This window comes from Clostridium polyendosporum (genome assembly GCF_018332455.1).
Classification (GTDB): Bacteria; Bacillota; Clostridia; order Clostridiales; family Clostridiaceae; genus Clostridium_AY; species Clostridium_AY polyendosporum.
This window is the reverse complement of sequence record NZ_BOPZ01000026.1, coordinates 20,368-35,169: the sequence shown is the minus strand read 5'-3', so window position 1 is coordinate 35,169 and position 14,802 is coordinate 20,368. Positions and strand designations below refer to the sequence as shown.

Sequence of the window (14,802 nt, the reverse complement as noted above, 5' to 3'; positions counted from 1 at the left end):
CCTGAAGGAAATTAAATAGGGGACAGCATACGCTGTCCCCTATTTGCTACTATTTCACAAAGTGAAGTCTAGCTAAAGCTGAATTAGCTCGATGTCAGTTCAGTTTTATTATATCTTTATTATTTTCACTTCACCTGGTAGAAGTGAAAATCTCATATTAAAATAATCATCTAAGTAATATATATCATGTTTCCATATGTGAGTCGAATATAAAAATCTTACTTTTCTTTCAGAATTACCTGATTGATTTCTTATACTATCTAAGTAAACATTTATATCTATACTATTATTCATGTCTGTATTACCTATTACTAAAAGGATATTATCTTCATGCCATCCCTTCTTGCCTTCTTCAATCCAGCCTAGACCTATTACTGGAACATCCCATTGACCAAACCATAGTGGAATAAAATTATTTAAATTCGTTATTGTATTTAGGTACTGTTTTCTTATCTTTGAAACAGTATCTAGAGTATCTGCTATGTCCCATCTATTCCAATACGTCCAGTGAAGCTGGTATCTATCAAAGAATGCTAATTTTCCATTATAAGGATCATCCCACGCTAGTCTTATCCACTGTTCATCCTTACTACAGTCAAGTCCCGTATTCATAGGTTGGGTTTCATAAATCTCAAGTCCTGAATTGATAAAAGGAACTCCATTAGGCATAAACTGATTTATTACAGTTAAACATTTTGAAAGTCTTTCCCCACCTAATCGAGCTGCTAATCTTGGAGTATCTGGAGTTTCCCCGCAAGCCAATACAGGAAGAGGAAGATGTCTTGATTCATATATAAAAGCATGAGCACTAAAGTCAGCTACTCTTGGTTCAGCATAGAAACCATGACCAATAATCATATTATACCCACATTTTTTAGCCTCTTCTGCTGCAAGTTGGAATAGTTCCTCTGCAACAAATGCAAAATCCTTATCTATTTCTCTTGCATTTTTAATTATCCTATCCACAAGCTCTGAAGGCAATGCATGCCCCATATCTATTCTTGCTCCATCTATACCAAAGTTTCTTTGATAGAATGGAATTACATCTGAAAGTACACGCCACAAATCTTCATTTGGATACTGACCTTTAAATGAATTAGATTTAATAATATCATGTAAAATATATGGGGGCTGATAAGGATCATTCATATATTTTCTTGTTTCTAAAGGATGATCCCAATAAAGTCTTAAGAATGTTACATCATCCCATGGAGGTTGAGGATCATTTATACAATCAGAAAATGCTGGTGCAGTAGTAATTCCTATTCTTCCTTCTATTAATTCTAAAACATTTAAGTTTTCATTCTCCCTACATTCGTTCTTAATTTTATTCCATTCTGTTGAATTAAACTGATCTGGAGAAACAGTAAACTTCTTAATTAAATTCCATACATCCTCTGACTCATATACAAAATGAAGATTTTCAGGCAAAGGCTTAACATTTTCTCCAAGTCCTGATACATGAGGTGGTCTGTAATATGGAATGTCATTAACTCTAATCCAATAAAACCACTCTGGATGTTCTAGCATAAGTTCATTATCTCTAGCCGCAGTTCTTGGAATTATATCTATCATTACTCTAATACCGACCATATGGCACGCCTCAACAAAAGCCCCAAATTCATCCTCAACAGAAAAATCATCACCAGTAATATAATCTTTAAGTTCAGGATCAATCTTAAAAAAGTTTTTTACAGCATACGGCGATCCCATCTCACCCTTTTTATTTTTTATACTATGCATAGCTATAGGAAGAAGATATATTGTATCTATACCCATTTTCTTTAATAGAGGTAATAAAACTATACTTTTCACAAAAGTACCCGTTTCTTTGAAACCGTTTCCATTAATATCCTTTAGTTCACCGCAACCATCATGATCCCACGATGTTGTGGTTCTTACATGCATTGAATAGATTGAGCTTTTTCTTATCCAGTCACCGCGACCGTCTTCGTTTCTTTCTTTAAATAAATTATTGATTTGTGCAAGAGATTTACTGTATTGAATACTCTCATCATAATTTCTAATAATAAAATTGTTTATACACTGATAATAAAATTTATATGGATTTACATAAAGTAGACCATTCTCCTTTTTCTTTAGTTCTTCACCATTGTAATCAAAACAGTTCCACATATCTGGCACAGCATATGTTAAGTTTTCTCCTGCCGGAATATTATTTTCTAATATATAGAGCAGGGTTTTAAGTCTACTTTCCTTCATTACACTCATATTTTGTACCCCCACATTTAAAATCACAAATAATTTTAATAATATTTTAGGTAAATAATATTCTGTATTTACTTCTTGATTTATTTGTTTTCTTAACTTTAATTATATGCAAATATATAGAGAAATGTTTCAACAAAATTTTCTTTATAACATAATTGAATCTTTTTATCATATACTACTAAGGTATACAATAATATCTGTCATAAAATATAGAAAAAATATTTGAAAACATTGCACAAAATACCCCCACTTGGTATAATATAATCATAGGTATAGATAATGATTTTTTCTTAATAAGGAGTGAAGTATTATGATAAAATTATATACTACAAATTCATGCCCTTGGTGTGTTAAAGCCAAAAGCTACTTAAGGTCACAGGGAATGGATTTCCAAGAGCTAAACGTTCAAGACGATATGTCTGCTAGAGAAGAAATGGTTAAAAAGTCAAGACAAATGGGGGTTCCAGTTCTTGATATTAATGGAACAGTTATAATTGGTTTTGATAAAGGTGCTATAGATAAAGCCTTAGGACTATAATGAAAGTTTGATATTAAAAACCAGCGAAATATCGCTGGTTCTTTCTTCTGTATCTACACTTAAGACGTTTTATGAATACCTTTACTTTCAGTTATATGCTAGTTTATTAGAAATAATTACTGTAAACAGACAAAAAAATGTCTTCTATTTAATTAAACTCATTATAGGTTCTCCAAAAGCCATAATTACCTCAATTAGAATAAGTACAATTATTATAATCTCAAGTATATTTGCTCTTCTTGAATGACTTAGGTTTGCAAATATTTCAGTAGTATCTAGTAAAATTTGCGATTTAGCACTTAGATTTTCATATCTATCGTTTAGTTCAAACAAATCTGCAAGGTTATTAAAAATCTTTTCGGCGCTCTCATTATCCCATGTTATATCTGGTTTATCTAAAAGCATGATATATGAAATAGTATTATATTTAAAAGAAAGAATTCTACCTATTATTGAAGTAATTTTTTTCTCCTTTATATCTAACTTTCCTCTTTTTAAGGAATCTGTTATTTTTTCTACTTCATCAAACACTACATCCATTCTCTTCTCTATAGTTTCCAGAGCTACAGATTTTGCGACAACTAGTGCTGTTATATCTAAATGATAACTCTCGATCTTTCTAAGAATTAACTCTTCATTTCCTAACTGTTCGTCACTATTCTCATCCACTATAATTTCAAAACTCTCCGTACAATCATAGACCATATCTTTATTTATACTCTTTATACTATTAGGTATTTTCCTTATCCTTTCTATAAAAGCATTTATATCTTTATTCTGAAAATTCACAAAAACTATAGCTCCAAAATAGTATATATATACCATCTTATTTTCAACATCTGAGAAAATACCTTCTAAAGCATCTCTTTTAAGAATAAGTGCTTCTTCCCACTTAATCTTCCTATTAATACCAAACTCACGGCTTAAGTTGCCTATATTAAATTCACTACATATGGCTTTTCCCTCAAAAATATACTTCTTCATAAAATCTTTCACCTCGCCTTCACACCAATAATATCCATATAATTATTATACCATATAATTGTTATATCTATGTACCTTATACCACTACCTTGATAATTTGATTAAATTAATGTATTGTTTATTAAGTCATTTTTAAAAGATAAATTTTTTCAATATATACTCGAATTAAAGGAGTTTTGTGTCATACAAGGAGTTTTGTGTCATACAAGGAGTTTTGTGTCATACAAGGAGTTTTGTGTTATATAACGTAGAAAAAATAAGAATAGAACTTTCTGATATATAATTTAAAAAGTTGTGTTAATATTTTAATTGGTATGATTTTGAAAACTATTCAAAGAGCTTAACCTTGAGTCTCTCTATTCTAATCAAGTTTTAAGGAAGGATTTTTACACTACACGCAGATTATAAAGACATTCCAGAAGGTTCAGAAATAGTTAACAAACCTTCAACATCTTATAATATTTCTAAAAAGTTAGCTTTATATCTTATATCTATTATTATCTGCATGATTATTCTTGGAATGGGTTTTGTAATCGTTAATATATTTAAACGTAAACTAGCTGAAAGATTGTTATCTAATACTGAAAGTTTGTTAAGTACATTAATAAATTCTACTCCTAACATAGTTTACTTTAAAGATCCTGAAGGTAAGTTTCTTGAAATAAATAAAACTGCTTTAAACTTATTAGATATAAAGGAAAAAGATTATAAAAATAAGAATATTAACGAGTTAATCAATATATCAATTCCATCAAAATACATGTTAGCTCGTTGGGAAAGCAAAGATATAGAAGCATGGCAGTTGGATTCTATACATAGACATGAAGAAATTATCTTTAATGAGAAAGAGAAAATAAATAAAGTTTATGATATTTTAAGAATACCTCTTTTCAATGATGATGGAACCCGTAAAGGCTTAATGTCCCTAGGTATTGATATAACAGATCATAAGCATAATGAAAAAAATGAAAAGATCATTAAGGACTTGATATACCATGATAAATTAAAAACTAATTTCTTTTCAAACATTTCTCATGAACTGAGAACTCCTTTAAATTTAATTTTTAGTGCTCTTCAGGTTATAGAATTAAAGAATAGCTCAGTTAAATTAGAAGATAAAGGCATAGAAAAATATATATCTATAATGAGACAAAATTGCTATAGATTACTTAGAATTATAAGCAACCTTATAGATATAACAAAGATTGATGCTGGTCATTTTTTTACGCACTTTCAAAATAAAGATATAGTAAATGTTGTAGAAAATATTGTGCTATCAGTAGTTGACTATGTAGAAAGTAAAGGTATTTTTATTACTTTTGATACAGAAATAGAAGAAAAAATCATGGCCTTTGATCCAGATGCAATGGAAAGAATAATATTAAATCTATTATCAAATTGTGTAAAATTCACACCTAGTGGAGGAAGTATAGAAGTAACTTTATATGATAAAATAAATAGTGTAGTTATATCTATTAAAGACACAGGAATAGGAATACCTACTGAAAAACAATCTTCTATATTTGAAAAGTTTATCCAGATAGATAAATCTTTATCTAGAAATAGAGAAGGTAGCGGCATAGGTCTTTCATTAGTTAAGGAACTAGTAGTTCTACATAATGGAGATATTAAATTAGAAAGTACTCCAGGTAAGGGAAGCGAATTCAAAATAGAACTTCCTGTAAAAATGTTACCTGAATATGAAAATCCGTCTGAATTTAGTACTTATACAAATGAAAATAGAATAGAAAGAATTAAAATAGAATTTTCTGATATATATAATTAATTAAAGTTAATAGATATCAAATCTATTAACTTTTAGCCAGATTTCACTTCATGAAATGGTAGCAAATAAAATAGTTGAGTTATAAGGTTTAATATACCACATTAAACGGTTGACATTTTCATATTGTTTTAGTAAAATCGTAATTAAAGTTAATATAAAGTCTTTTGTTTAAGCTTGAAAGACTTGTATTTGGAGGGCAACTATATTCTCCTGCTTCTTATTTTATATTTTATAAATATTAGTTTAAGGAGTTGAAGAGAAATGCATAAAGTTTTTTTAGATATAGCTATAATTTTAATTTTTACTAAACTAGGAAGTATAATAAGTAAAAAATTCAAACAACCTCAAGTTCTAGGAGCTTTAATCGCAGGAGTAATAATAGGTCCCTCTATATTAGGAATTGTTCATGAAAGTGAACATATAAAGTTGTTAGCAGAATTAGGCGTTGTAATGCTTATGTTTTTAGCAGGCCTTGAGACTAACTTAGATGAACTTAAAAAAGCTGGACCCTCTTCTTTATTAATTGCTATAGGAGGTATTATTGTTCCTCTTGTATTAGGATTTCTACCAGCTTACTTTATGTATGATAACTTATGGGAAAGTATATTTATAGGAGTAATTTTAACTGCTACCAGTGTAACTATATCAGTTCAAACACTAACTGAAATGAACAAATTAAATACAAGAGCAGGAATAAATATTTTAGGAGCAGCTGTTATAGATGATATTTTGGGCCTGATTATAATCTCTTTTGTTCTTGTATTAGCACAAAGCTCACAGGTAGCTGGCGGTGGTGACGTTTTATTACAATTATTAAAAGTTGTAGGACAGGTATTAATATTTTGTACGGCATCTGTAGCTGCAATAGCATTTTTACCAAGATACATAGATAAATATACTAAAAAAGCAGGATCATCTCAAAGAATTGCCGTATTTTCTATTGGTTTAACTTTACTATTTGCTTTCTTAGCAGAAGAACTAGGTATTGCTGCTATTACAGGAGCTTATGTATGTGGACTTATGTTATCTTCTGTTTCACATAAGCACTATATTGAAAAAAGAGTTAAAACAATATCGACGCTATTTTTAACACCTATATTTTTTGCTAGTATAGGATTAAGTGTAAATATGAAAGACATAACTTTAAATATAATATTACTTACATTGATTTTGTTAGTTGTAGCTATTATAGGTAAAGTAATAGGATGCAGTTTGCCTGCCAAATGGGTTGGTATGAGTACATCTGAATCTTTACAGATAGGTACTGGTATGGTTTCAAGAGGAGAAGTAGCACTAATTACAACTAATATAGGTTTACAAAGTGGTATAATATCTTCTGAACTATTTATCCCCACTCTGGTAGTTGTATTAATAACAACTTTAATAACACCTATATTGTTAAAAATCGTATTCTCACATAAAGTTGAACATAAACTTGATAGAAAAAAAGCAGCCTAATATGTATAAATTAATAAATAAGGAGCTACACCAGTAGTTCCTTATTTTATTATAATAATTTTTTCCTATAAATAAATTTAATTAAACATTAACCCTACCTTTATATTTTTTATAGTAATTTATAATTATAATATTAAGATTGAAGTAATGATACTTATGGCTTTGAACATTGCTCATAGAGGCTTTAGTGGATATTACCCAGAAAATACTATGCTAGCCTTTGAAAAGGCTTAAGACCATGAGTATTAAAACTAGACTATTCAGTGGATAGACATCATTATTCATGTAAGAAGTTTAAGTTATATATTAAAGTTTTCTTTTTCTAATTTATTATCTTTAAACTCTCCCGTATAAATTTTTCCATCATTACATATATACATCCCTTTTCCTTCTCTGTTATCATTTTGCCACTGCCCAATATATTTTTCTCCATCTGCCCATGTATGAATACCTTCACCATGCCTTAAATCATTATTCCATTCACCTATATAAGTGTCTCCATCTGACCAAGTATAAATACCCTGACCACTTTTTTCTCCATTTTCCCAATATCCTATATATTTTTCACCATCTGCCCAGGTATATATTCCATATCCATGTTTTTCATCGTTCTTCCATTCACCTATATATTTTTCCCCTCTAGCCCACATAAAAGTACCCTGTCCATCCATTTGATCATCATGCCATTGTCCTACATATTTACTGCCATCATTGTAAAAGTAAGTTCCTTCCCCCTCCATCTTACCATTCTTTCGGTCACCTACATAAGTTCCCCCATGAATATGCTTCGTTATAGGACTTCTTACAACATTAACTATTTTAAATTTGCTCAAGCCAGCATTGCTTAATTTTATCTTATTCATATTAAATTCTCTCCTATCCATAATCACCATAGCATTGATAATGATTATCAATGCTATATTATAAAAGTTTTAACTCTCTTGTCAAGGCCTTACCAATAAAAATATTAACATATTCAAATTGACTGTTATATCTTCACTTTCTTTTTTAGAAGTTTTGTAGTAAAAACCGCACGCTACAAAAAAACTATAAAAAGTACAAATATTAAAACAAATATGATTATGTAATTGATTTTTTTATTTTTCATAATGGATAACCTCTTAAGAAATGTTAGACTTATTAGATTAAATTTTAAAAGAATAGTTTAATATTAAATCTTATCCCAAATAACTAATAAGTCCTCCATAGATCTTATTATATAATCAGCTTTGTTATAATTAACATTATCATCTGTAGAAATAAATATTGTTTTCATCCCCACCTCTTTCGCAGGAATAATGTCATTTATATAATCATTTCCTATCATAACACATTCATTAGATTTAACTTTTAACCTTCTAGTAATCTCTAAATAAAAATTATAATCTAATTTATTATATTTAAGTTCCTTTGATGTAAAAAAATATTGAAAGTACTTACTTATACCTCCACGTTTCAAAGCTAACTTCATTAACTCTGCATCAGAACAACCTGCATTGGAAGCAACACAGCACTCATATGAAGAAGATACCTTACTTAATATTTTCTCAACCTTAGGTAATACCTCTATATGCGGCCAGTTATACATTGGACCATCATAATTTTTGAAATCTTTCATTAAGGTATCTCCCCAATCAAATATAACTACTTTTATATCATTCATTCAAGTTACTCCTTAGAGATATTTTAATCTAGTTTCTTTCTAAATCTTATTATACTTAATACTAAAAGTGCTAGTCCTAGTACAAACAATAGTATTACATCATTAACCAAATATTTCATCCCTATACCCTTTAATATAATACCCCTTAATATGTTTAAGAAATATGTTAGTGGAATTAAGTTTCCTAAATACTGTATTACCTTAGGCATTGCTTCTCTTGGAAATACGAATCCTGATAAAAGCACACTAGGCAGCAGTGCTAAAAAAGTCATTTGCATTGCCTGAAGTTGATTTTTAGCCACTGTAGAAATTAGTATTCCAATAGCAAGTGCACATATTACGAAGCCTGAACCCAAAAATATTAAAAGTCCTATGCTTCCCGAAACAGGAACATTAAACCAGTATATTCCTAACAGTAAAGCATATATAAAATCTGCAAAACCAATCAAAATATAAGGCACAAGCTTACCTAATATTATTTCTGAAGACTTTAAAGGTGAAACAATAAGCTGTTCGATTGTACCTCTCTCTTTTTCTCTTACAAGAGCAAAAGCAGTTAGAATTATAGTTATATTTTGCATTATAAGTCCAATAAGTCCTGGAATAGTGTAGTTTTGGTTTCTTAAAGTAGGATTATATAAAACCTTAGTACTTACTTCTATACCTCCCATGTTAAGCTTAGAAGGTATCTTACTATTACTAGCTTCAATTGTCTTCATTCCATGTCTTTCTACGGCTAATACACCACTACTAAATGCAGTTCTTGCAGTAGTTGGGTCGGAACCATCCACAATAAATCGTACCTTGGGTCTTTCTTTTTTTAACAAGCTTTTAGAATAATCAGGAGGAATTATAAGTGCAGCATGAATCTTTCCTTCATTCATTTCACTTTCAATCTTATCTATGTTTTGGGCTTTGCCTATTAATTTAAAATAAGATGTATTCTCAAAACTTTTAATAAGCTCATGGCTTTCTACAGTATTACTTTGATCTAATACTAGCATAGATATATCTTCAAGCTGAGTAGTAACAGCATAACCAAACAAAAGCATCATCATTAACGGCATCATTATAGCAATCCCAAAACTAGCCTTATCTCTCTTTATTTGAATAAATTCCTTTTTTACTATAGACCAAAACCTCTGCATATTCATAGCTAAGCCCTCTCTTCTCCAACTAAAAACTTTAACTCCTCAAAGGAAGACTGTATTTTTTGATTTGTTTCTCTTTCAACGTATTTAATAAATACGTCCTCTAAGTTACTAACCCTCTCCTTTTCAATTAATTCCCTAGGGGTACCAACTGCTATTAGCCTACTGTTGAATATAAATGCTAAGCTATCGCAGCATTCAGCTTCATCCATATAATGAGTTGTTACCAGTACTGTAATTCCCTGCTTAGCTAAAGTAAATATCATCTGCCAAAAAACTCTTCTTGAAACTGGGTCTACTCCTGCTGTAGGTTCATCTAAGATTAAAATCTTAGGTTTATGAATTAATGCACATCCCAAAGCAATTCTCTGTTTCCATCCTCCTGATAAGTTCCTAGTTAAGATATTTTCTCTTCCAACAAGTCCTGCCATGGCAATTATGCCTTTTTTTCTTTCCTCCCTTTCTTTATTAGTTAGTCCATATATACCAGCATAAAAATCTAAGTTTTCATTAACAGTTAAATCCTCATACAAACTAAACTTTTGAGACATATACCCTATACTCTGCTTAATTTTATCTACATTGGTATTTACATCATATCCTAATATTTTGGCACTTCCTTTAGTAGGAGTAAGTACACCACACAACATTCTAATTGTGGTAGATTTTCCTGAACCATTAGGTCCTAAAAAACCAAAAATTTTGCCTTCTGGTACCTGAAAACTTATACGATCTACTGCAGTATACCTTCCAAACTTTTTTGTTAATCCCTGAACTTCAATGGCATTCATTCCTATCACTCCTATTGTAAATTTACATCTACCATCATTCCTGGTATCGTTTCACTATTACCTTCAAACTTTACCTTAACCTCAAATAATGTTTTTTCCTTCTCATCCCTTGTCTCAACATTTGTAGGAGTAAATTCAGATTCTGGTGAAACATATATTATCTTGCCTTTTTCAGTTTTATCATTTATTTTAATATCTAAACTATTACCAACTGTTATTTTATTTCTCTTACTCTCTTCTACATATATCTTTACGTACTTATTTTTGTTATCTCTAAACTTCGCTATATTCATTCCTGATGACACTAACTCACCCTTATGAACAAAAACTTCTGTGACTACACCTTCTACAGCAGCAGTTATTGATGTCTTATCAATATGCAGTTGAGCTAAATCAACAGCTGCCTGTGTCTGTTCCACTGCCCCTTGAGCCTGATCCTTAAGTGTATCTCTTGCATTACCAGGAACCTCAGCCTGCTTTGCCTTTGCTATTTTAAGTGCTCCTTCAGCCTGTGCTTTTTGAAGTTCGTAAAATTTAGGATCAATTTGAGCTATTTTTTCTCCTGCTTTAATTAAACTGCCTTCACTTATATTGATATCAGAAATCCTTCCTCCTACTTCTGCAGATACATTAAAACTTTCAGACTCTACAGTACCACTGTATACATTTTCATCTGCACTTATTCCGTTACTACAGGCAGTTAAACTAAACGTAAATATTAACGATAAAACTAAGATGACTTTTTTACTCATTATAATACCTCCTAAGAAAATGAGTGATTACTTACCTCCACTTTATTCTCAATGTAAGTAATTGTCAATAACTATACAATATGATTTATCTATTAAATAATAACGTACTAAGCTTCAGTCATATTTTATTTCGTGAAATGATAGCAAATAAGCTTATTATATAAAGAAATTCCGCTTCTATAGCTAAGTCATGCATTCAAACCTCATTCATTATAATAAGACTTTCAAAAATATCCATATTATCTCCACATTTATCAGTTATATTTAATAATACAAACTGCTTTGGGAGGTGAGGTAATGGCTGGTTTAGCATTAGCACAATGTATCCATATGTGTGGACATACTGGATTAGATTTAGCTAATTGTATATTAAAGATGTTAGGAGCTTAAATCTATAGATTTAAAAAAACCCTTGAAGATTGTTAACCTCGCATAGTTATCATTCTTCATGGGGTTTTCTAAGTTCTTCAATTATTTCACAGGAATCCATCCCATTAATAGCTAATTCTTTTATTTTTTTAATATATGTGTCAAAATCCATTTCATCTGAAATTATCTTTTTCTTTGTTTTTAAAAATAATTCAAAAAACTGTTCTGGAGGTAATGATATTGTAAGAATTTTGTTAAAGAGTTCAATAGTATTTTTTGATGGATTTTTATGTGGAAAGTGGTTATAGCTAAATACATATAATATATAGAATACATTGCAGGCTTTATTTAAATCAATTTCCCATACCGTTTTAATAATTTCTATAGATGATAAAGCTTTCAACATATCATCTATATCTACTCTTCTAAAAGCTAGAAACCTTATTGCTTCAGCTCTTTCAATGGGCGCTAATTGATTATTAGGTGTAGACTTATCAAATATTTTATTTAATTTTCTGTGTATCTCATCGTAGTTAGAATCATTACATAGACTATTAGCTGCCTGTATTAAAATATTATCCTTTTTAACAGCCAAATTAATACTGCCAATGACGAAAATCATTAAATTAAACACCAAATAAAACAACATAAACAATCTAAAATCTGCCTCTTCCCAATCAATAGTGAACACAGTCAATACACCTATCATAAATGTTAACATAGTTTCAGATATATTCTTGTTTTTTGCATAAATTCCAACTGATACTACAAAAATAAGTAGACATAATATAAACTGTTTATGTCCAACTGTATTAAAATACTCATTAACTATCCTATAAATACTCCAAGCAACTACAAAAAACAGATATGGTATTTTTCTAAATATATCTCTTATTACATTACTTAAAGCTCTTATGGATTTTTCAAGAGAATTTCTTAAATTAGTACTCATATTTATCTCCTACCTACTATGTTGGTAAACTTACCTTGCCCCAAGGTGATGAGACTTCCCGCCTCCTCTATACTTCAATCTACTATCTCCACAAGCTTAACTCCAATTTAGCACATTCAACATAAGACATAGTGTCGCCTTCACTTTATATAGTTCTATCTTCTTTCCAACATAATAATTATATACGAACCTACAAGAACAAAAGGTCCTGTTTAACATTATTTCTTGTTCTTTAGTTGGTGTTAATCTAAAGTGAACAAAAATATTATTACAAATTTCTCTTAAATATATCCTAATTAATTTCTATATTTTTTAAAATACCTACTCATCAATTTCTTCAATAATCTTTACTTAAAATAACTAACGTTTAAATCAAATACTTTTACTCTTAGCTAGACTTAACTTTGTTAAATAGCAACAAGTAAAAAAGCAAAACAGCACCTCCTATTGAAGTACTGTTTTGCTTCTTTACATATCAAATATAATTTATATTTATTTTAAGAACTCAACTTCACCAGATTCTAAATGGTACTTTGCTGCAACCACTTTTAATTTCCCTGAATCTACTAGGTGTTTAATTGCAGAACTTTTTAATAATTCATTAACAGTTTCTTTTGCATTTTCATCTTCAACCATTGAAGCTATTTCTTCTTGTTTTGCATCTTTATTCTCTACTTTTATTTTATCTAAAGATGGTTTAATTTTATTTATCATTACTTCAATGTCTGGAGTAGCTTCTCCACCTTCAATAGTTGCTTGTACAGCACCGCATTTTTCATGACCTAATACAACAACTAGTGGAACATTTAAATGTTCAACAGCATATTCTACACTTCCTGTCTCAATAGCATCAACTACGTTTCCAGCGTCACGAATAACAAACAAGTCACCTAACCCTTGATCAAATACTAATTCTGGAGCAACTCTTGAATCAGAACAAGTTAATACTACAGCAAAAGGGTGTTGTCCATTTTTAGAAAGATCTTTACGCACTTCTGATGATAAATCTTTATTCGCAAGCTTTCCAGATACAAATCTTTTATTACCTTCTATGATAGCTTTTTCTGCTTCTCCAGCAGTAACTTTATCTTTGTGAAGATTGTCATCATGTGTAGCAATAACATTTGTTTCTTTTTCAGTTTGAATAGATTTAGTTTCTTTATTACTACAACCACTTAAAACTCCAACAGACAATAATCCAGCAACTAAAGCAACCGTTAGTTTTTTTAATAATACATTTTTCTTCATAGATAAATAACCCCCGTAAGATATTATATTTTTTTATAAATTATACCACTAAAGTTAACATTATGTTAATTTTTCAAAATATTAAAAAATATCTGTATTATAATATCTATAAAGAAGCAAGTAGCTACTTACGTTCCTACTTGCTTCTTCTTTATACTCATCATATGGTCTACTTCTTCCATCTTCCTAAACTAGAAATATGTAGGTATAAAACTTCCTTTATATTTGATAAAGCTACTATCAAATATTATTAATTATGCATAAAATAGACTATATTTTAATAACTAATGGAGGAACTTATGTATCAATTAATATATCCTGCTTGTGTAGTACGACTTATTCCAATATACTTTTACTATGTACCAGACAAAATGCTAATACCTTATAGATTTGCAATCAATTCAGAAATTTCTAAAACAACATTTACTACAGAAGAAGCCATTGAAATAGCTAAACAGCTAAATATTGATTTTAGTAAGTTTGATATAGAACAATTTAGAATGGGATTAGATGTAGAACTAGAGCATGGTAAAAAAGATGCTGCAACTAATGTTACAAATGATGATCCTATTATAACTGGCAAAATTGCTTTGGCTCATTTAAATGAATTCCCAGATTACTACACAAGGCTTGCTAAATTAGAAGTAGAGGCAGAAAAATACTGGAGTAGGTATAGATAATTAATTCTATTAAAATACTTAAAATTCTTGAAAATTATTAACTTTATAACTTCATTCATTAATATTGCCAGATATCCATCAAATATAGAAATTCATGAATCACATGCAAACTGCGCTATTAAGAGCCCTAAAAATATATAAGCATTTACTCAAAATAAAACAGCAGCCGGTGAGGTGCTGTTTTACCTTTTTATATAA

14 protein-coding genes and 1 pseudogene are annotated in these 14,802 nt (G+C 29.7%); 5 read left to right on the top strand and 10 right to left on the bottom strand.

Annotated features, from left to right (window positions below; genetic code table 11):
* Positions 1-108: 108 nt before the first annotated feature.
* On the bottom strand, positions 109-2,232 hold the full coding sequence (locus CPJCM30710_RS13685) for an alpha-amylase family glycosyl hydrolase (protein WP_212904734.1): 2,124 nt from the start codon (positions 2,230-2,232) through the stop codon (positions 109-111).
* 310 nt (positions 2,233-2,542) lie between these two features.
* On the opposite strand from CPJCM30710_RS13685, the gene CPJCM30710_RS13680 reads away from it, so the two are divergent.
* Positions 2,543-2,770: a glutaredoxin family protein gene (locus CPJCM30710_RS13680; RefSeq protein ID WP_212904733.1), complete on the top strand. Its 228-nt coding sequence runs from the start codon at positions 2,543-2,545 to the stop codon at positions 2,768-2,770.
* 144 nt (positions 2,771-2,914) lie between these two features.
* Here the strand turns inward: CPJCM30710_RS13680 and CPJCM30710_RS13675 are convergent, their stop codons facing one another.
* Entirely contained in the window at positions 2,915-3,754 is an 840-nt protein-coding gene (locus CPJCM30710_RS13675; protein ID WP_212904732.1) for an RMD1 family protein, read from the bottom strand.
* A gap of 520 nt (positions 3,755-4,274) precedes the next feature.
* Between CPJCM30710_RS13675 and CPJCM30710_RS13670 the strand changes: the two genes are divergently transcribed.
* The 3 genes and pseudogenes from CPJCM30710_RS13670 to CPJCM30710_RS17890 all read left to right on the top strand — a co-directional run.
* Positions 4,275-5,540 carry a PAS domain-containing sensor histidine kinase gene (locus CPJCM30710_RS13670; RefSeq protein ID WP_246503544.1) on the top strand — a complete coding sequence of 422 codons (1,266 nt, stop codon included), beginning with the start codon at positions 4,275-4,277 and terminating at the stop codon, positions 5,538-5,540.
* Positions 5,541-5,801: 261 nt separating this feature from the next.
* Positions 5,802-6,998 (top strand): cation:proton antiporter, encoded by a 1,197-nt coding sequence (locus CPJCM30710_RS13665; RefSeq protein WP_212904731.1) that lies wholly within the window; start codon positions 5,802-5,804, stop codon positions 6,996-6,998.
* A gap of 150 nt (positions 6,999-7,148) precedes the next feature.
* Positions 7,149-7,229 (top strand): annotated as a pseudogene (locus CPJCM30710_RS17890) (glycerophosphodiester phosphodiesterase family protein); the annotation flags it as partial.
* A gap of 68 nt (positions 7,230-7,297) precedes the next feature.
* Here the strand turns inward: CPJCM30710_RS17890 and CPJCM30710_RS13660 are convergent.
* The 8 genes from CPJCM30710_RS13660 to CPJCM30710_RS13625 all read right to left on the bottom strand — a co-directional run bounded on the left by CPJCM30710_RS13660 (position 7,298) and on the right by CPJCM30710_RS13625 (position 13,924).
* Entirely contained in the window at positions 7,298-7,861 is a 564-nt protein-coding gene (locus CPJCM30710_RS13660; protein WP_212904730.1) for an MORN repeat-containing protein, read from the bottom strand.
* Between the two features lie 308 nt (positions 7,862-8,169).
* Positions 8,170-8,661, bottom strand: coding sequence for an HAD family hydrolase (locus tag CPJCM30710_RS13655; RefSeq protein ID WP_212904729.1), 492 nt, complete (start codon positions 8,659-8,661; stop codon positions 8,170-8,172).
* A gap of 23 nt (positions 8,662-8,684) precedes the next feature.
* Entirely contained in the window at positions 8,685-9,815 is a 1,131-nt protein-coding gene (locus CPJCM30710_RS13650; protein WP_212904728.1) for an ABC transporter permease, read from the bottom strand.
* Between the two features lie 2 nt (positions 9,816-9,817).
* Entirely contained in the window at positions 9,818-10,603 is a 786-nt protein-coding gene (locus CPJCM30710_RS13645) for an ABC transporter ATP-binding protein (RefSeq protein ID WP_212904727.1), read from the bottom strand.
* An 11-nt stretch (positions 10,604-10,614) separates the two neighbouring features.
* On the bottom strand, positions 10,615-11,355 hold the full coding sequence (locus tag CPJCM30710_RS13640; protein ID WP_212904726.1) for an HlyD family secretion protein: 741 nt from the start codon (positions 11,353-11,355) through the stop codon (positions 10,615-10,617).
* Positions 11,356-11,794: 439 nt separating this feature from the next.
* Positions 11,795-12,676, bottom strand: coding sequence for a hypothetical protein (locus CPJCM30710_RS13635; RefSeq protein WP_212904725.1), 882 nt, complete (start codon positions 12,674-12,676; stop codon positions 11,795-11,797).
* A 96-nt stretch (positions 12,677-12,772) separates the two neighbouring features.
* The gene (locus CPJCM30710_RS18255) at positions 12,773-12,940 is read right to left on the bottom strand and encodes a helix-turn-helix domain-containing protein (RefSeq protein WP_407644998.1); all 168 of its coding nucleotides are present in this window, start codon (positions 12,938-12,940) and stop codon (positions 12,773-12,775) included.
* A gap of 228 nt (positions 12,941-13,168) precedes the next feature.
* Entirely contained in the window at positions 13,169-13,924 is a 756-nt protein-coding gene (locus CPJCM30710_RS13625; protein WP_212904723.1) for a carbonic anhydrase, read from the bottom strand.
* A gap of 371 nt (positions 13,925-14,295) precedes the next feature.
* On the opposite strand from CPJCM30710_RS13625, the gene CPJCM30710_RS13620 reads away from it, so the two are divergent.
* On the top strand, positions 14,296-14,604 hold the full coding sequence (locus CPJCM30710_RS13620; protein WP_212904750.1) for a DUF5661 family protein: 309 nt from the start codon (positions 14,296-14,298) through the stop codon (positions 14,602-14,604).
* Positions 14,605-14,802 lie beyond the last annotated feature (198 nt).

Coding starts and splice junctions, on each gene's coding strand:
- CPJCM30710_RS13675 (WP_212904732.1), bottom strand. CDS start 3,754: ATGAAGAAGTATATTTTTGAGGGAAAAGCCATATGTAGTGAATTTAAT.
- CPJCM30710_RS13620 (WP_212904750.1), top strand. CDS start 14,296: ATGCTAATACCTTATAGATTTGCAATCAATTCAGAAATTTCTAAAACA.
- CPJCM30710_RS13635 (WP_212904725.1), bottom strand. CDS start 12,676: ATGAGTACTAATTTAAGAAATTCTCTTGAAAAATCCATAAGAGCTTTA.
- CPJCM30710_RS13670 (WP_246503544.1), top strand. CDS start 4,275: ATGGGTTTTGTAATCGTTAATATATTTAAACGTAAACTAGCTGAAAGA.
- CPJCM30710_RS13660 (WP_212904730.1), bottom strand. CDS start 7,861: ATGAATAAGATAAAATTAAGCAATGCTGGCTTGAGCAAATTTAAAATA.
- CPJCM30710_RS13665 (WP_212904731.1), top strand. CDS start 5,802: ATGCATAAAGTTTTTTTAGATATAGCTATAATTTTAATTTTTACTAAA.
- CPJCM30710_RS13680 (WP_212904733.1), top strand. CDS start 2,543: ATGATAAAATTATATACTACAAATTCATGCCCTTGGTGTGTTAAAGCC.
- CPJCM30710_RS13645 (WP_212904727.1), bottom strand. CDS start 10,603: ATGAATGCCATTGAAGTTCAGGGATTAACAAAAAAGTTTGGAAGGTAT.
- CPJCM30710_RS13655 (WP_212904729.1), bottom strand. CDS start 8,661: ATGAATGATATAAAAGTAGTTATATTTGATTGGGGAGATACCTTAATG.
- CPJCM30710_RS13625 (WP_212904723.1), bottom strand. CDS start 13,924: ATGAAGAAAAATGTATTATTAAAAAAACTAACGGTTGCTTTAGTTGCT.
- CPJCM30710_RS13685 (WP_212904734.1), bottom strand. CDS start 2,232: ATGAGTGTAATGAAGGAAAGTAGACTTAAAACCCTGCTCTATATATTA.
- CPJCM30710_RS13650 (WP_212904728.1), bottom strand. CDS start 9,815: ATGAATATGCAGAGGTTTTGGTCTATAGTAAAAAAGGAATTTATTCAA.
- CPJCM30710_RS13640 (WP_212904726.1), bottom strand. CDS start 11,355: ATGAGTAAAAAAGTCATCTTAGTTTTATCGTTAATATTTACGTTTAGT.